General features: G+C 62.7%; 11 protein-coding genes. 3 read left to right on the forward strand and 8 right to left on the reverse strand.

Features of this window, described 5'->3' with window-relative positions; translation table 11 throughout:
* Positions 1-173: 173 nt before the first annotated feature.
* From E8E68_RS24445 to E8E68_RS24465, 5 genes are all read right to left on the reverse strand, one after another.
* Positions 174-2,006, reverse strand: coding sequence for an ABC transporter ATP-binding protein (locus E8E68_RS24445; RefSeq protein WP_280345706.1), 1,833 nt, complete (start codon positions 2,004-2,006; stop codon positions 174-176).
* Positions 1,999-2,631, reverse strand: coding sequence for a DsbA family protein (locus tag E8E68_RS24450; protein ID WP_280345710.1), 633 nt, complete (start codon positions 2,629-2,631; stop codon positions 1,999-2,001). Before E8E68_RS24450 ends, E8E68_RS24445 begins: the two co-directional genes overlap by 8 nt.
* A 3-nt stretch (positions 2,632-2,634) precedes the next feature.
* The gene (locus tag E8E68_RS24455; RefSeq protein WP_266031472.1) at positions 2,635-3,567 is read right to left on the reverse strand and encodes a rhodanese-related sulfurtransferase; all 933 of its coding nucleotides are present in this window, start codon (positions 3,565-3,567) and stop codon (positions 2,635-2,637) included.
* Between the two features lie 196 nt (positions 3,568-3,763).
* On the reverse strand, positions 3,764-4,060 hold the full coding sequence (locus tag E8E68_RS24460) for a BolA family protein (protein ID WP_266031470.1): 297 nt from the start codon (positions 4,058-4,060) through the stop codon (positions 3,764-3,766).
* A gap of 10 nt (positions 4,061-4,070) precedes the next feature.
* Positions 4,071-4,595: a DUF2059 domain-containing protein gene (locus E8E68_RS24465; RefSeq protein WP_266031468.1), complete on the reverse strand. Its 525-nt coding sequence runs from the start codon at positions 4,593-4,595 to the stop codon at positions 4,071-4,073.
* Positions 4,596-4,749: 154 nt separating this feature from the next.
* Here E8E68_RS24465 and E8E68_RS24470 point away from each other — a divergent pair, with 154 nt between their 5' ends.
* Positions 4,750-6,144 (forward strand): class II fumarate hydratase, encoded by a 1,395-nt coding sequence (locus E8E68_RS24470; protein ID WP_266031466.1) that lies wholly within the window; start codon positions 4,750-4,752, stop codon positions 6,142-6,144.
* A 96-nt stretch (positions 6,145-6,240) separates the two neighbouring features.
* Here E8E68_RS24470 and E8E68_RS24475 read toward each other — a convergent pair whose 3' ends face one another.
* From E8E68_RS24475 to pap, 3 genes are all read right to left on the reverse strand, one after another.
* Complete coding sequence (locus E8E68_RS24475) at positions 6,241-7,401, reverse strand: alginate lyase family protein (protein ID WP_266031464.1); 1,161 nt, start codon at positions 7,399-7,401, stop codon at positions 6,241-6,243.
* Between the two features lie 282 nt (positions 7,402-7,683).
* Positions 7,684-8,646, reverse strand: a complete 963-nt coding sequence (locus E8E68_RS24480; protein ID WP_266031461.1) for a DMT family transporter — start codon at positions 8,644-8,646, stop codon at positions 7,684-7,686.
* A 202-nt stretch (positions 8,647-8,848) separates the two neighbouring features.
* Positions 8,849-10,342 carry a polyphosphate:AMP phosphotransferase gene (gene pap, locus E8E68_RS24485; protein WP_266031459.1) on the reverse strand — a complete coding sequence of 498 codons (1,494 nt, stop codon included), beginning with the start codon at positions 10,340-10,342 and terminating at the stop codon, positions 8,849-8,851.
* A gap of 136 nt (positions 10,343-10,478) precedes the next feature.
* On the opposite strand from pap, the gene mnmC reads away from it, so the two are divergent.
* Positions 10,479-12,443: a bifunctional tRNA (5-methylaminomethyl-2-thiouridine)(34)-methyltransferase MnmD/FAD-dependent 5-carboxymethylaminomethyl-2-thiouridine(34) oxidoreductase MnmC gene (gene mnmC / locus E8E68_RS24490; protein WP_266031456.1), complete on the forward strand. Its 1,965-nt coding sequence runs from the start codon at positions 10,479-10,481 to the stop codon at positions 12,441-12,443.
* 221 nt (positions 12,444-12,664) lie between these two features.
* A complete protein-coding gene (locus E8E68_RS24495) occupies positions 12,665-14,452 on the forward strand; it encodes an N-acetylglutaminylglutamine amidotransferase (RefSeq protein WP_266031454.1) in 1,788 nt (595 codons plus the stop codon).

A 14,452-nucleotide genomic window follows, 5' to 3' on the forward strand; every position in this document is an offset into this window, starting at 1 on the left:
TAGAAACTGAGCAAGCCAGTTATTTCCCCAGGTCCTGCATCAGCCTCAAACCTGCGGGGTAACCTGTGGGAGCGGGCTTGTCCCGCGAAGCATCCAACACGGTGCATGGCACCGGCTCCGCCGGTGTTCGCGGCTAAAGCCGCTCCCACAGGGATCGCGCTGCAGCCCGCTGATCAGCTCTGCTGCAGGTGCCCATACAGCTTGGCGTATAACCCACCCTCGGCGATCAGCTGCTGATGCCCGCCATCTTCGGCCACGTGCCCGCCATCGAACACCAGCACCCGATCGGCCTGTTTCACCGCCGACAGGCGGTGGGCGATGATCAACGTGGTACGGCCACTGAGGAAGCGCGCCAGGGCCTGGTGCAAGTTGTACTCGGTGGCGGCATCCAGGGCCGAGGTCGCCTCATCGAGGATCACCACCTTGGGCTCCGCCAACACCATGCGGGCAATGGCCAGGCGCTGGCGCTGGCCGCCGGACAAGCGTACCCCAGAGCGCCCGACGATGCTGTCCAGGCCCTGCGGCAAGGCCGTAATGGTGGCATCCAGCTGGGCGATACGCAGCGCCTGCCAGCAAGCCTCGTCACTGCAATCGCGGCCCATGGTCAGGTTGGCGCGCACCGTGTCGTTGAACAGCGACGGGTGCTGCAGCACCACTGCAACGTTCTCGCGCAGGGTTTCCAGGCCGATTTCCTGCAAGCTGGCACCGCCAAAGCGGATGGTCCCGGCCTGGGCGCTGTACAAGCCCAGCAACAGTTGCACCAACGTGCTCTTGCCACCGCCGCTGGCACCGACGATCGCCACCTTCTCGCCCGGGGCGATCGACAGGTCGAGGTGTTCGAGCACCGGCTCGTCGGCGTAGGCAAAGCGCAGGTCGCGAACCTCGATGCCGACCGTCTCGCGACCGGCGAACGGGTCGCTGGCCGCCGGGTACTGGGGTTCGTCGGCACGCGCCAGCAGTTCATTGAGGCGGCTCAGCGCGCCGCCGGCGGCATAGTAGGCATATTGCAGGTTGAGCAACTGCTCGACCGGGCCGATCATGAACCACAGGTAGCTGAACACCGCCAGCATCTGGCCGATCGACAGGTCGGAAAACAGCACTGTAAGCATGGCCGCAGCACGGAAGATGTCGATCCCGAACTGGAACAACAGGCCGCTGGCACGGCCACTGGCATCGCTTTTCCATTGCGAGTCCACGGCGTAGTCGCGCACTTCGCGGGCGCGCAGGCCCAGGCGGCCGAGGAAGTAGCCCTGGCGGTTGCCGGCGCGGATTTCCTGGATGGCATCGAGGGTTTCCGTCAGCGCCTGGGTGAAGCGTGAGGTGCTATCGTTCTCGAGCTTTTTCAGGTGTTTGACACGTTTGCCCAGCTGCACGGTGAAGTAGATCACCAGCGGGTTGAACAGCAGGATCAGCAAGGCCAGCTGCCAGTGCATCCAGATCAGGATGGCCGCCGTGCCGGTCAGGGTCAGCATGGCCACCAGGAAACGGCTGAGGGTTTCGCCAACGAACTTGTCGAGCGTGTCCAGGTCGGTGACCAGGTGGGTGGTTACCGTACCACTGCCCAGGCTTTCGTACTCCTTCAGCGAAATACGCTTGAGCCGCTCGATCAGGCGGATGCGCAGGCGGTAGACGATGTCTTTGGCGAGACCAGCGAACAGCTTGGCCTGGACCACGTTGAACGCCAGCGCAGCCAGCCGTAGGCACAGGGTCAATGCCAGCATCAGGCCGATATAGCCGGCGGCCACCTGCCAGCCAGACGGCAGCAAGTGGTTCATCCATTTCAGCGCAGCATCACCATGGCCGAGCAGCACTTCGTCCACCAGCAGCGGCAGCAACAGCGGAATGGGCACGCTGCAGCAGGCCGCCAGCACGGCGATGAGGTTGGCGGACCAGAGGTTCTTCTTGTGATGCAGGGCCAGGCGGCGGATTTCCGCCCAGCTCAATCGATCGGCCGCAGTGCTGGGCTTGCCCGGCACCGGGTCGGGTGACCCAGGCACATCAAGCACAAGCGGCCTGCTGCAGCCAGCGGCCGAGCAAGGGTTGCAGGCGCTCCAGTGGCTGGTAGCCATTGGTCAGCAGGGCCAGTTGGCCATTGCGCTCGGCCAGCAGCGTCGGGAAGCCGGCAATACCGAGGTCCTGGGCCCACCCGAAATCGGCGGCGGTAGCTGCACGGATATCGGCACGGGCGAAGGTGTCGGCGAACAGCACACGGTCGAAGCCTGCCTGTTCAGCCAGGTCGACCAGATGCGGCGCGGTTGTCACATCCACACCCTGCTCGTAGAACGCGCGCTGGATCAATGCCAGCAGCGGCCAGACGCCCTCGACGCCCAGTTCGCGGGCGGTGACCAGGGCGCGGCAGGCCGGTTCTGTGTCGTAGACGAAACCGTCGGGCATGGCCCCCTCGAAGCGGAACGGCTGGCCGGTAGCGTCGGCCACCGCCTGCCAGTGTTCGAGGATGTACTTGCGGGTGGCGCTGTCAAGCGCGCTGCCGCCAGTGCGCAGCCCGCCCGGCACCAGGTGGGTAGGCACGCCTGCGTCACGCGCCTGGGCGATCAGGGCCTCGGCCACCGGCGCGAAACCCCAGCACCAGGAGCACATCGGGTCCATCACATAGATCAGGCGTGCAGACATGCATCAAGCCTCGGCTTTGTAGTTGTAACCGATCGGGTGCGGCAGGTTGCGGGCCTTGGCCAGCTCGATCTGCTTCTGCCGGTCGATGGCGCTGCGCCGGGTCTTCTCGCTCAGGCTGTCCCAGCAATGCGGGCAGCTGACACCTGGCGAATAGTGCTCGGACGCGCGCTCCTCTGCATTGATCGGGTGGCGGCAGGCGTGGCACTGGTCGTACTCGCCTTCGCTAAGGTCATGGCGCACCGTGACGCGGTTGTCGAAGACGAAGCAGTCGCCGTCCCACAGGCTGTCTTCCTGAGGCACTTCCTCGAAGTATTTCAGGATGCCGCCTTTAAGATGATAGACCGCCTCGAAGCCTTCACCGAGCATGTAGCTCGAAGCTTTTTCGCAGCGAATGCCGCCGGTGCAGAACATGGCCACCTTCTTGTGCTTGCTGGGGTCGAAGTTGGCCTTGATGTACTCCGGGAACTCGCGGAAGGTTTCGGTCTTCGGGTCGATGGCGCCCTTGAAGGTGCCGATGGCCACTTCGTAATCGTTGCGGGTGTCGATAAGCAACACTTCCGGGTCGCTGATCAGGGCGTTCCAGTCCTGGGGCTCGACGTAGGTGCCGACTGCCTGGTTGGGGTCTACGCCCGGCACGCCGAGGGTGACGATTTCTTTCTTCAGCTTGACCTTGGTGCGGTAGAACGGCTGTTCGTCGCAATACGACTCTTTATGGTCGACATCGACCAGGCGCGGGTCGTTGCGCAACCAGGCCAGCAGGCCATCGATGCCTTCGCGGGTGGCCGATACGGTGCCGTTGATGCCCTCGTGGGCCAGCAGCAGGGTGCCTTTGACGTTGTTGTCGAGCATGGCCTTGAGCAGTGGCTCACGCAGCTCGACGTAGTCTTCCAGGGTGACGAATTTGTACAGCGCCGCGACGACGATGGCTTGGGACATGAAGCAGGTTCTCCAGGTGGTTGCCCTCGTAAGGGGCGGACCGGGTTACACAATGAACAAAGGGCCGCTGCGCGCCCCATCGCCGGCAAGCCGGCGCCCACGGGTGGAGTACCTGTGGAAGCTGGCTTGCCAGTGATGGGCTGCACAGCAGCCCCCTTTGGGATGAAGCGGATTCTACCAGAACAACAAAAAGGTTTCAGTGCCCGCCGCCGGCGCACACTGGGGAGGCCGGTGCAACGCCGACCTTGGCCCACTCTTCGGCGGTGTAGGTATGAATGGCCAGGGCATGGATCTGGCCCATCAGCTCACCCATGGTGGCGTACACCTTCTGGTGGCGCTTGACGCTGTTCAACCCGGCAAACTGCTCGCAGACGATCACTGCCTTGTAGTGGGTCTCCTGACCACGACTGTGCATGTGGCTTTCGTTGAGCACTTGCAGGTGTTGCGGCGCCAGCGTCGCCAGCTGCTGTTCGATACGCTGTTGCATGGTCATTGCGGCGTACTCACTTCTTCGCCGGTGCGGCGGCCTTGCCGGCGTTAGGGTCCAGCTCCTTGGTCATGTCTTCCAGCAGCTTGTTCACCACCGGTACTGCGGGCTCCAGGCTCTGCTGGGTCAGCTGCGCCGACTGCTGGGTGACCTTGGGCATTTCACGCAGCACTTTCTTGCCCAGCGGCGACTCGTAGAACTTGACCAGGTCCTTCAGCTCCTGCTCGGTGAAGGTCTGGGTGTACAGGTCGACCATCTTCGGCTTCAGCTTGTTCCAGCCGATGGCGTTGTCCAGGGCGGCATTGGCCTTGGCCTGGTAGCTTTCCAGCACCGGCTGCTTGGTGGCCGGGGCCTTGGTCTGGGCGAAGCGTTGGGCGAACATCTGCTGCACTTGCATGTACACCGGGGTGCCCAGCTTGTCGGCGTTGGCCAGGGTCAGGAATTTCTCGGCAGCAGCATTGTGGCTGGCAGTGGCAGCGAGTACCTGGCCGCTGGCGCAAACCAGTGCAACGGCGGCACAAAGGACACGGAGACGGGTCATTGCATTTCCTTCAACAAGAGGGAGGCGGGTACCTCAGAGTAGAGCATTCTGCGCCGTGGTGGCGATGTGCTCAAGTGGCACGACGAGCGATGGAACCGCTCCGTCGAATGAGGGCCTAAACTGCGATTTCGAACTACACAGGAGTGCGTACAGAATGAGCCGTATCGAGACAGACAGCCTGGGCCCGGTCGAAGTTCCTGAGGACGCCTACTGGGGTGCGCAGACCCAGCGTTCGTTGATCAACTTCGCCATTGGCAAGGAACGCATGCCCCTTGCGGTGCTGCACGCCCTGGCGCTGATCAAGAAGGCCGCGGCACGCGTCAACGACCGCAATGGCGACCTGCCGGCCGACATCGCCCGGCTGATCGAACAGGCCGCCGACGAAGTGCTGGCTGGCCGGCACGATGACCAGTTCCCGTTGGTCGTCTGGCAGACCGGCAGCGGCACCCAGAGCAACATGAACGTCAACGAAGTGATCGCCGGGCGCGCCAACGAACTGGCCGGCAAGGGGCGTGGCGGCAAGGCGCCAGTGCACCCGAACGACCACGTCAACCGCTCGCAGAGCTCCAACGACTGTTTCCCCACTGCCATGCACATTGCTGCTGCACAGGCGGTGCATGAAAAATTGCTGCCGGCGATTGCCGAGCTGTCCTCGGGGCTGGCCGAACTGTCGGCACGTCACAACAAACTGGTCAAAACCGGCCGCACGCACATGATGGACGCCACGCCGATCACCTTCGGCCAGGAAGTGTCGGCCTTCGTCGCCCAGCTCGACTACGCCCAGCGCGCCATCCGTGCCACCCTGCCAGCGGTGTGCGAACTGGCCCAGGGTGGCACCGCCGTAGGTACTGGGCTGAACGCCCCGCATGGTTTCGCCGAGGCCATCGCCGCCGAGCTGGCGGCAGAGTCAGGTTTGCCGTTCGTCACCGCGCCCAACAAGTTTGCAGCGCTGGCCGGCCACGAACCGCTCACCAGCCTGGCGGGCGCCCTGAAAACCCTGGCCGTGGCCTTGATGAAAATTGCCAACGACCTGCGCCTGCTGGGTTCCGGCCCGCGCGCCGGCCTGGCCGAGGTGCGCCTGCCGGCCAACGAGCCCGGCAGCTCGATCATGCCGGGCAAGGTCAACCCCACCCAGTGCGAAGCGCTGTCGATGCTGGCCTGCCAGGTGCTGGGCAATGACGCGGCCATTGGCTTTGCCGCCAGCCAAGGGCATTTGCAGCTGAACGTGTTCAAGCCGGTGATCATTCACAACCTGTTGCAGTCGGTCGAGTTGCTGGCTGATGGTTGCCGCAACTTCCAGCAGCATTGTGTGGCGGGCATCGAGCCGGATGCCGAGCAGATGGCCGCGCACCTGGAGCGGGGTTTGATGCTGGTGACGGCGTTGAACCCGCATATCGGCTATGACAAGGCGGCGGAAATTGCCAAGAAGGCGTATAGCGAGGGCAAGACCTTGCGCGAGGCCGCATTGGAGCTGAAGTACCTGACCAATGAACAGTTCGATCAGTGGGTACGGCCGGAGAACATGCTGGCGCCTGGGGGCAAAGGCTAGATTCCCCCATGAGCCGCCCAGGTTGCCTCATCGCCTCGGCACCGCACCACGGGCGGCTCACAGTTTATCGGGTAGAGGTGCCTATCGCTCTGGCACTCAAGAGATCGGGTCATCCCCGGTACGAGGATAAGCATGGGTCAGACTTTCCCACATGTAATGAAAATCGCCTTGCGTCGGCCGATGTCTTTGCACAAATGCGCGAGTTTCCGGCAAAGCGTGCCCCAAACGGACCGCATAGTGGGTATAACCAATTTCAAATGTCCATTGAGCACTCAACTGGATGCCGTGGTATCGCTCACAAATGTCTGGCATCAATGCAATGTTTTCATACCGAGAATGAAACTCCATCGTCTGCATCATTCGCGCCATGGCTTGCGTTTCTTCATCCCTGTACAGATCGATCCCCTGCAATAACGCCGTTTCAGCCACATTGATAGTAGCCGCCAGACCATAAGCGGTGTGGGCGAAGTCCCGACAGCTCTCAACGTTCATCCCCTCGATGTATCGGTATGGACTACCCCACTGTTGATTGACCTCTTCGTCAGTCGGCACCCGGGTCCAATTGGGCAGTAGTCTGGGACGCGCCCCATCGCTTTCCAGATAAATGGACGCCACGATATGGTCTTTCCATAACTGGATACTCCTGGCGAAGATTTCGTGATTGTCGGTAAAAATCGCTATATATAAAAGTGCCTCAATACCTGTGGAGCGCCAATTGCCAGGCACGGTATCCCACTTCCACCCGTCACCATAGAAGAGCTCCTCTATGATCGGTTGAAACTGCGTTTCCAACATCCCTCTGAATCGCGCCTTACCTTCAGTCGTCCAGCCAGACGCAGTATGAGCAAGGATTTCCGCAGCACTGATGAATAAGCACGCTGCCCACGATGCCTGAAGGCGTGCATTTTCGCCGATATGTCCTCCGGTAAATTCTCGAGACCATGCGTCAAGGATTTTGATGGCAGTAGCTGCATATTCCTTGTCATCCTTGATCACCCAGAGCAATGCCTGCGCATAAGCAGCCTGACCATCTCGGGTTTGATCAGTACACCCACAATCCGGCTGGCTATAAGCTCCGCAATCTACTACATCGCGCGGCTTCGGAACCCAGTTTTTATCTGCTCTTTTCAAGTAATCATTCAGTACTTTTTCACTGGCACTCTTCCAAGGCTCACGGTGTAGATTATGACGAACGAATTGCTCAAGGTAATTCACATTGACCTTTATACCGGGATGCACAAAATTATGTACCTTCATATTGTTTACCCTGCTTGACCTTTAGGCACATTGGATTCAAATGGCAAAAGACTCGCAACTGGTAAAAATACTAGGCAATTCCTCGGATGATCAGGCGCGCTGATGTTTCCCGAGGTACTGCATCAGCCTCAAGCCTGCGGGTTACCTGTGGGAGCGGGCTTGTCCCGCGAAGCATCCAACACGGTGTATGGCACGGGCTTCGCCCGTGTTCGCGGGACAAGCCCGCTCCCACAGTGACCGAGCTAGATTCTAGATAATGAGCAAGGCAGTTCTCCCACAGGCTTAGTGAACCTGAGCCAATCGCGCCTTGCGCGTGCGCCAACTGGCCAGCAGCGATGGCCCCAGCGCCACCAGCGCCGAACCGAACACCACTGTGACCGCCCCCACATAGCCAAGGGCATTGATGTCCTCGGCATGCACATACTCAGGCCACACCAGTGACGCCACTGCCACCGCAACGAAGGTCACCAGCGGGGTCAGCGCCAGCGTGGCACTCACCCGCGACGCCTCCCAATGCGCCAGCGCTTCGGCAAACGCGCCATAGGCCACCAGAGTGTTCAGGCAGCAGGCCAGCAGCAACCAGCCCTGCACCGGGGTCAGTTGCAATGCCTCCAGTGGGTGCACCCAAGGCGTGAGCAGCGCAGCGCAACTGAGGTAGATCACCATCATCACCTGCTGTGAGTGCCACACGGTCAGCAGTTGCTTCTGGCTGAGGGCGTAAAACACCCAGATGCTGGTGGCCAGCAGAATGGTTAGCACGCCGGTGGTGTAGGCACTCAGTGAAGTCAGCAGCTCTTCGAGGCGCTGGTTGAAGAACAGGCCAAAACCCGCCAGCAAAATCAGCAGGCCTACGCCCTGCCCCAGGCTGAAGCGCTCGCGGAACACGAACACGCTGGCCACCAGCAACAGCACCGGGCCGACCTGTACCACCAGTTGCGCGGTACCGGGGCTAAGCAGGTTGAGGCCGATCAGGTACAGCACGTAGTTGCCCATCAGGCCAAGTACGGCCACCACGACCAGGCCCTTGCCCTTGGGTGCCAGCTGGGTGAACGACGGCAAGCGTCGCTTGGCTGCCAGCCAGGCGAACAGCAGGCCACCGGAAACCAGCAGGCGGTACCAGGTGACGGTAATGGGGTCGACCACTTGCAGCACCTGCTTGAGCTTGATCGGCAAGATCCCCCACAGCAATGCAGTGAGAAGTGCCAGGAACAGGCCATAGGTCCAGCGGCCGGAAGTGGTGTGCATAGTTTCCTCGATCAAGCCCGTGGTGGGAATGATTGAATTCTACGGGCTTGGGGGACTGTTACGGGGAACCGTACCGAGAAAAGAATTCATCCAATCATTCTTGTAGGGCATGGGCTGAGATTCTTTGCGCCTGTGAGATCGTGCGCCGCGCGGGCGGCGCTGGATCTCACAGGCGCAAAAGATCCCGAGCCAAGCACTCAGCCTATTTCCTGTCCTTGGCAAACGCTGCCTCCAGCGCTTCATTGATGGTGCGCAGCACCTTCACCCGCGCCCAGCGCTTGTCATTGGCCTCCACCAGCGTCCATGGCGCAATCTCGCTGCTGGTGCGGTCGACCATGTCACCCACGGCCTGGGTGTAGTCATCCCACTTGTCGCGGTTGCGCCAGTCATCCTCGGTGATCTTGTAGCGCTTGAACGGGATCTGCTCACGCTCCTGAAAACGCTCGAGCTGGGTCTGCTGGTCGATCGCCAGCCAGAACTTCACCACCACAACACCCGCATTCACCAACTGCTCTTCAAAGTCGTTGATCTCGCTGTAGGCGCGCATCCAGTCGGCCGGGGTGCAGAAGCCTTCCACCCGCTCCACCAGCACCCGGCCATACCAGGAACGGTCGAAGATAGTGAACTTGCCGCGCGCCGGAATGTGCCGCCAGAACCGCCACAGGTATGGCTGCGCGCGTTCTTCTTCAGTCGGTGCGGCAATCGGCACGATGCGGTACTGGCGCGGGTCCAGCGCTGCGGCCACGCGGCGGATGGCACCGCCCTTGCCGGCGGCATCGTTGCCTTCGAACACCGCCACCAGCGCATGCCGGCGCATGCGTTTGTCACGCAGCAGCCCTGCCAGGCGCGCCTGTTCGGTTACCAGTTGCTCCTGGTAATCGGCCTTGTCCAGACGCAGGGTCATGTCCAGGGCCCCGAGCAGGCTGCGGTCGTCGATACTGCGGCCCAGCGGGGCCACGTTACCTTGGTGCTTGCCCTTGGGGTTGTTGGCCAGCGCGGCCTGCAGGCTTTCCAGCAGGATGCGACCCACCGCCAGGCTGCGGTAGTTCGGGTCGACCCCCTCAATGATATGCCATGGCGCATAATCGCGGCTGGTGCGGCGCAGCACACGCTCGCCAAAGCGTACGAAGCGGTCGTAGGTTTCTGACTGCTGCCAGTCTAGCGGGCTGATCTTCCAGCTGTGCAGCGGGTCGTCCTTGAGCGATTTCAGGCGGGCCTTCATCTGCTTCTTGGACAAGTGGAACCAGAACTTGATGATCAGCGCGCCTTCGTCGCACAACATCTGCTCCAGGCGTTCAGCGCCGGTGATGGCCTGGTCGAGTACGGCATCCTTGAACAGCCTGTGCACCCGCCCCTGCAGCATCTGGCTGTACCAGTTGCCGAAGAACACGCCCATCCGCCCCTTCGGTGGCAACGCCCGCCAATAGCGCCAGGCCGGCGGCCGGGCCAGTTCTTCGTCGGTCTGCTGGTCGAAGGTGAGCACGTCGATCATGCGCGGGTCCATCCACTCGTTGAGCAGCTTGACCGTCTCACCCTTGCCGGCGCCTTCGACGCCGTTGATCAGCACGATTACCGGAAAACGCGCCTGCTGTTTAAGTTCGTACTGGGCTTCGAGCAGGGCCTCGCGCAAAGCGGGTACCTCGGCGTCGTAAGCCTCCTTGTCGATGCTGTGGCCGATTTCGGCGGATTCGAACATGCACTGGCTCCTTCAATGGATAAGCAAGACTAGCGGATTTCATTTCTGTCTGTACCGACCTCTTCGTGGGAAAACCCGCTCCCACAGGGGGTGCGGATGGCATAAAATCGCGCCATCCGCTGCAATCGAGCCCACCATGTCCACCCTCCTCCAGCACGCCCAGATCGACTGGGACGACCAGGGCCGCCCCCACTCGCGGCAGTACGACGACGTCTATTTCGCAGTCAATGAAGGCATCGAAGAAACCAAGCATGTGTTTCTTGGCCAGACCCGTCTGGCCGAGCGCTTTGCCGACCTGGCAGCGCACGCCAGCCTGGTGATCGGTGAAACCGGTTTTGGCACCGGGATGAACTTTTTCTGTGCCTGGCAGCTTTTTGAACAGCACGCACACAGCGATGCCCGCCTGCACTTCGTCAGTGTCGAGAAGTACCCCCTTGGCCACGCCGACATGGCCCGTGCCGTGCGCCTGTGGCCTGAGCTTGCCGCCTACAGCGAGCCCCTGCTGGCGCAGTACGTGGCAGTGCATCCGGGCTTCCAGCAATTCACCTTTGCTGAGGGGCGGGTCACACTTACCCTGCTGATTGGCGATGTCCTGGAGCAGTTACCGCAACTGGATGCACAGGTTGACGTGTGGTTCCTCGACGGCTTCGCCCCGGCCAAGAACCCCGACATGTGGACCCCGGAGCTGTTCGCGCAGCTGGCGCGGCTGTCACACCCGGGCACGGTGCTGGGCACCTTCACCACCACCGGCTGGGTCCGTCGCAGTTTGGTAGAAGCCGGTTTTGCCATGAAAAAAGTGCCAGGCATCGGCAAGAAGTGGGAGGTGATGAGTGGTGCCTACATCGGCCCCCAGCCCGACCCTGGCGCCCCTTGGTACGCGCGCCCGCCTGCTGCACAGCACCGGCGAGAGGCACTGGTGATCGGTGCCGGGCTTGCCGGTAGCGCCAGCGCCGCCAGCCTGGCCCGGCGCGGTTGGCAGGTGACCGTGCTCGAGCGTCACGGCGCGCCAGCACAGGAAGCGTCGGGCAACCCGCAAGGGGTGCTGTACCTCAAGCTGTCGGCCCATGGCACCGCGCTGTCGCAGATGATTCTGTCCGGCTTCGGCTACACCCGGCGCCAACTGCAGCACTTGCAGCGCGGCCGCGACTGGGATGCCTGCGGGGTGCTGCAACTGGCCTTCGACAGCAAGGAGGCCGAGCGCCAGGGCAAACTGGCTGCCGCTTTCGACCACGACTTGCTGCATGCGCTGACGCGCGCCGAGGCCGAAGCCATCGCCGGGGTGGCATTACCTGGCGGCGGGCTGTTCTACCCCGAAGGTGGCTGGGTGCACCCGCCGGCGCTGTGCCAGCAACAGTTGCAGCACTCAGGTATCCGCCTGGTGACCCATCAGGAAGTCATCGAGCTGCGCAAGGTCGAGGAACGCTGGCAGGCCTGGGCGGGCGGGCAGCTGTTGGCCAGCGCACCTGTGGTGATCCTCGCCGGGGCTGCCGAGGTGCGGCGCTTCGAGCCCTGTGCAGGGTTGCCGCTCAAGCGCATACGTGGACAGATCACCCGCTTGCCGGCCACCGCCAGCAGCCGGGCGCTGCGCACCGTGGTGTGCGCGGAGGGCTACGTGGCACCGCCGCGGGGTGATGAACATACCTTGGGGGCGAGCTTTGATTTCCACAGCCAAGACCTGGCGCCGACGGTGGCCGAGCACCAGGGCAACCTGGCGTTGCTGGATGAGATTTCCACTGACCTGGCCCAGCGCCTGGGCGTGGCGGAGCTGAGCCCTGAGCAATTGCAAGGGCGCGCGGCGTTCCGTTGTACCAGCCCGGATTATCTGCCGATCGTCGGGCCGGTGGCTGATGCGCAGGCGTTTGCCGAAGCTTATGCCGTTTTGGGCCGGGATGCCCGGCAGGTGCCGGATGTGCCCTGCCCTTGGCTGGATGGGTTGTATGTGAACAGCGGACACGGGTCGCGCGGGTTGATCACGGCGCCTTTGAGCGGGGAGCTGATGGCCGCCTGGGTCTGCGGCGAGCCGCTGCCGGTGCCGCGGGAGGTGGCGCAGGCGTGTCATCCGAACCGGTTTGCCTTGCGCCGGTTGATTCGGGGGAAGTGATTGCTTCGGGCGTATGTCATTGGATTTATTGCGCCCGGAAGATCGAGCGCCGCGCGGGCGGCGCTCGATTTCTGCAACACCACAAAACCCCAGACAATAACCTGCCACCTCACCTCCATATAACAGATTGTTCTAAAACTCTCACAAAGCACACAGGTCAGTTCCTTAAGGTGCCCTAATCCGGGGCATCACCTCCCCAACGGAAAAACCGGTAAGGACTTATGTGCGGATTAGCAGGAGAGTTGCGTTTCACCCCCATCGACCAAGCCCCTCGCCCAGCCGACCTGGCTGCGGTAGAGCGCATCACCCATCACCTGGCCCCGCGTGGCCCGGATGCCTGGGGCTTCCATAGCCAGGGGCCGATTGCCCTTGGCCACCGGCGATTGAAGATCATGGACCTGTCCGACGGCTCGGCGCAGCCGATGGTCGACAACACCCTGGGCCTGTCGCTGGCCTTCAACGGCGCCATCTACAACTTCCCCGAGCTGCGCCAGGAGCTGCAAGACCTGGGCTACCAGTTTTGGTCCGATGGCGACACCGAGGTGCTGCTCAAGGGCTACCACGCCTGGGGCGCGGCGCTGCTGCCCAAACTCAACGGCATGTTTGCCCTGGCCATCTGGGAGCGCGATAACCAGCGCCTGTTCCTGGCACGCGACCGCCTCGGCGTCAAACCCTTGTACCTGTCGCGCAACGGCGAGCGCTTGCGTTTCGCCTCGACCTTGCCAGCGCTGCTGAAGGGCGGGGACATCGACCCGATGCTCGACCCCGTGGCACTCAACCACTACCTGAACTTCCACGCCGTGGTACCGGCACCACGCACCCTGCTGGCCAATGTGCAGAAGCTGGAGCCCGGCACCTGGATGCGCATCGACCGCCATGGCGAAGTGGAACGCCAGACCTGGTGGCAGCTGAAGTACGGCCCCAACCCGGACGAGCGTGAACTTGACCTGGAAGGCTGGACCACCCGCGTACTCGATGCCACCCGCGACGCCGTGGCCATCCGCCAACGGGCAGCCGTCGATGTGGGTGTGTTGCTGTCCGGCGGCGTCGATTCCAGCCTGCTGGTCGGTTTGCTGCGCGAAGTGGGTGTTGACGACCTGTCGACCTTCTCCATCGGCTTCGAAGATGCCGGCGGCGAGCGTGGCGACGAGTTCCAGTATTCGGACCTGATCGCCAAACACTACGGCACCCGTCACCACCAGTTGCGCATTGCCGAACACGAAATCATCGACCAGCTGCCGGCCGCCTTCCGTGCCATGAGCGAACCGATGGTCAGCCACGACTGCATCGCCTTCTACCTGCTGTCGCGGGAAGTGGCCAAGCACTGCAAGGGCGTGCAGAGCGGCCAGGGTGCCGACGAGCTGTTCGCCGGCTACCACTGGTACCCGCAGGTGGACGGCGCCGACGATGCGTTTGCCGCCTACCGCGATGCCTTCTTCGACCGCAGCCACGCCGAGTACCGGGACACCGTACAGGCGCCGTGGCTGCTGGAGTCCGACGCTGCCGGCGATTTCGTCCGTGAGCACTTCGCCCGCCCCGGCGCGCCGGATGCGGTGGACAAGGCCCTGCGCCTGGACAGCACGGTGATGTTGGTCGACGACCCGGTCAAGCGAGTGGACAACATGACCATGGCTTGGGGCCTGGAGGCACGTACGCCCTTCCTCGACTACCGCCTGGTGGAGCTGTCGGCGCGCATCCCGGCGCGCTTCAAGCTGCCGGATGGGGGCAAACAGGTGCTCAAGCAGGCGGCGCGACGGGTGATCCCGCATGAGGTGATCGACCGCAAGAAAGGCTACTTCCCGGTGCCGGGCCTGAAGCACCTGGAGGGCGCTACCCTGGGTTGGGTGCGCGAGCTGCTGACCGACCCCAGCCAGGACCGTGGGCTGTTCAACCCAGCCATGATCGACCGCCTGCTGAGCAACCCGCACGGCCAGCTGACGCCGCTGCGCGGGTCCAAGCTGTGGCAACTGGCCGCGCTCAACCTGTGGCTGAGCGAACAAGGAATCTGA

The organism is Pseudomonas sp. BN607, assembly GCF_029871175.1.
In the GTDB taxonomy this organism is placed as follows: domain Bacteria; phylum Pseudomonadota; class Gammaproteobacteria; order Pseudomonadales; family Pseudomonadaceae; genus Aquipseudomonas.

Coding starts and splice junctions, on each gene's coding strand:
- E8E68_RS24450 (WP_280345710.1), bottom strand. CDS start 2,631: ATGTCTGCACGCCTGATCTATGTGATGGACCCGATGTGCTCCTGGTGC.
- E8E68_RS24455 (WP_266031472.1), bottom strand. CDS start 3,567: ATGTCCCAAGCCATCGTCGTCGCGGCGCTGTACAAATTCGTCACCCTG.
- E8E68_RS24460 (WP_266031470.1), bottom strand. CDS start 4,060: ATGACCATGCAACAGCGTATCGAACAGCAGCTGGCGACGCTGGCGCCG.
- E8E68_RS24465 (WP_266031468.1), bottom strand. CDS start 4,595: ATGACCCGTCTCCGTGTCCTTTGTGCCGCCGTTGCACTGGTTTGCGCC.
- E8E68_RS24470 (WP_266031466.1), top strand. CDS start 4,750: ATGAGCCGTATCGAGACAGACAGCCTGGGCCCGGTCGAAGTTCCTGAG.
- E8E68_RS24475 (WP_266031464.1), bottom strand. CDS start 7,401: ATGAAGGTACATAATTTTGTGCATCCCGGTATAAAGGTCAATGTGAAT.
- E8E68_RS24480 (WP_266031461.1), bottom strand. CDS start 8,646: ATGCACACCACTTCCGGCCGCTGGACCTATGGCCTGTTCCTGGCACTT.
- pap (WP_266031459.1), bottom strand. CDS start 10,342: ATGTTCGAATCCGCCGAAATCGGCCACAGCATCGACAAGGAGGCTTAC.
- mnmC (WP_266031456.1), top strand. CDS start 10,479: ATGTCCACCCTCCTCCAGCACGCCCAGATCGACTGGGACGACCAGGGC.
- E8E68_RS24495 (WP_266031454.1), top strand. CDS start 12,665: ATGTGCGGATTAGCAGGAGAGTTGCGTTTCACCCCCATCGACCAAGCC.